Genomic DNA, 2464 nt, shown 5'->3' with positions numbered 1-2464 from the left:
CCGTTACCTGCTCACCGCTACTTATAGAGCCGATGGTTCATCCAGATTCAGAAACGGTCTGCGATGGGGATACTTCCCGGCATTCTCCTTGGGATGGCGCGTATCGGAAGAAGCTTTCTTCGAGAGTGCTCTTCCCATTGTTAGCAGTTTGAAACTCACCGGTGGTTCCGGACACCTCGGTAATCAGGCAGTAGATCCGTTCCAGTATCTGGCCATATTACGAAACGGAGGAACCTATAACAACTATGCCTTTGGCACCAGCCAGCCGCAGAACACGGTGCAAGGTACTGCACAAGCGCTTATACCTAATCCAAATATAGGATGGGAAACTGCCGAGATGACAAACTTTGGATTAGACGCGGGTTTTCTCGACAACAGTATATTACTCACAGCAGCATATTTTATTAAGTATACCAAGAACATGCTGTTGAGTCCGCCTTCGCTGGGTACATTGGGTAAAGCCAGAATTCCGGATCAGAATGCCGGTGAACTTCGTAACCGTGGATTGGAACTGGAACTTACCTATCGCAAATCGATTGGCGATCTGAATATCACCCTGAGTGGTAACGCAACCTTCATTCAGAATCGCGTAACAAAATTACTCACACCGGGCAGCTTCCTTGCGTCACAAACTTACGGGCGCACCGACCAGGAAATTACACGCTCGTATGTAGGCAGTGCCTATGGTACATTCTACGGATGGAAAGCCGATGGTATATATCAGAATCAGGCGCAGATCGATTCTGATCCGAATATAGCAGAAGATCCTCGCAGGGCTTCACAGATACATCCCGGTGATGTACGCTTTGTAGACCTCAATGGCGACCATGTGGTTGACGATAAAGACCGTACTATATTAGGAAGTCCTCAGCCGAAAGTTACCTACGGCTTTAACGCCAGTGCAAACTATAAAGGTATAGATCTCACCTTGTTCTTTGTAGGTATAGGCGGTGTAGATATATATAATGCCGATCGTATGCAGGGATTGAATGCTGCATACTCGTTCAATCTATACGAGGAAGCAACCGGAAGATGGCATGGTGAAAATACCAGCAACTCACTGCCACGCCTCAGCTCTACCGATCCCAACCTGAACTATCGCACGTCTAATCTTTTCATCGAGAGCGGAGCATTTCTGCGATTAAAAAATGTAACGCTGGGCTATACGCTGCCAAAGACTGTTAGCGATGCGCTGCATATAACACAGGCGCGCTTCTACGTAACGGGACAGAATATATTTACCATTACCAAGTATAAAGGGCTGAACCCCGAGCTTGGTTATGCTGACGGAAACCGTTCATCCGGACAATATACCCAGGTGAACGTAGACTATGCGCAATACCCGCTTGCCAGAACCTTTACCATTGGTGCCACTCTATCTTTCTAATGCCATGAAAAATCATTCGATCAAGAAAATATTCGGAATCGCTGCACTGCTTGGCAGTGTGGTATTCACAAGTTGCCAGAATGATGTACTTGACTCTTCACCGTATGGTCAAACTACATCCGATAAATTCTGGCGCAATGGCGATGATGTGGTGGCGGCTACCAATGCTATATATTCGCCTTTGCTGGATGAAGACGGATTTGCTCACACCGAGTATACATTCGACAACAGCTCCGATGATATGGTACGTTCCGGTGACCATGGTGACTCAGAAGCACAGTTGGAGTTATTTACTTTCAACGCTTCCAACTCGCATATACTCAACACATGGTCTACGAAGTATGAAGTGATCTCGCGTGCAAACACGGTGTTGATTAACGCACCCAAAGTAGACATGGATGAAACGCTGCGTAACCGCTGCCTCGGTGAAGCATATTTCTTAAGAGGTTTTGCTTACTGGCGTCTCGCTGTGATCTGGGGCGAAGTACCAATCATTCTCGAAGAAGATGCCCTGGCCAACAACTTTAACAAGGCCAAGTCTACACTGGCCGAAGTACAGGCACAGGCTGAAGCAGATTTTCTGAAAGCCGCTGAATTACTGCCGGAAGACTATAGCAATGATGTGAGCAATATAGGCCGCGCTACCAAAGGATCCGCTTATGGTTTCCTCACCAAGCTATATGTATACCAGGAGAAATTCTCCAGTGCTATTGATGCCGGGAACAAGATCATCGGTAATGCCAAGTATAAACTGGCTGATAGTTTTGAAGAGAACTTTCAACTGGCTACCGAGAACAATCCGGAGATACTATATAGTCTGCAATATGAACAAGGCTGGACTACCGATGACTCTCCTGCCTTCTATCACACTCCCGGTGGACTTGGTGGCTGGGGATTTCACGAACCTATACAAGACCTGGTGGATGAGTTTGAGGCCAACGATCCTCGCCTCGACTATACTATATTTAAGCCGGGCGATGAAGTAGTGATGGGTTCAACCACGCATACTTTTGCTGTAGAAGATACACGCCTTACAGGCTACGCTTTCCGCAAGTATACCAACTTCACCGATGGTGG

At 47.2% G+C, this 2464-nt stretch carries 2 protein-coding genes; both read left to right on the top strand.

Annotated elements, in window-relative coordinates; all coding sequences use genetic code 11:
- On the top strand, nt 1-1387 hold a 1387-nt coding region (locus VIN08_RS07330), incomplete at its 5' end, for a SusC/RagA family TonB-linked outer membrane protein (RefSeq protein ID WP_331962466.1).
- Nucleotides 1332-2464, top strand: a 1133-nt coding sequence (locus VIN08_RS07325) for a RagB/SusD family nutrient uptake outer membrane protein (RefSeq protein WP_331962463.1), incomplete at its 3' end; no start/stop codon positions are given. The genes VIN08_RS07330 and VIN08_RS07325, both read left to right, overlap by 56 nt.

It is taken from the genome of Ohtaekwangia sp. (genome assembly GCF_036568665.1).
Classification (GTDB): domain Bacteria; phylum Bacteroidota; class Bacteroidia; order Cytophagales; family Cyclobacteriaceae; genus Ohtaekwangia.
Note: the sequence above shows the minus strand (reverse complement) of the source record. Positions and strands in the feature narration are given on the sequence as shown.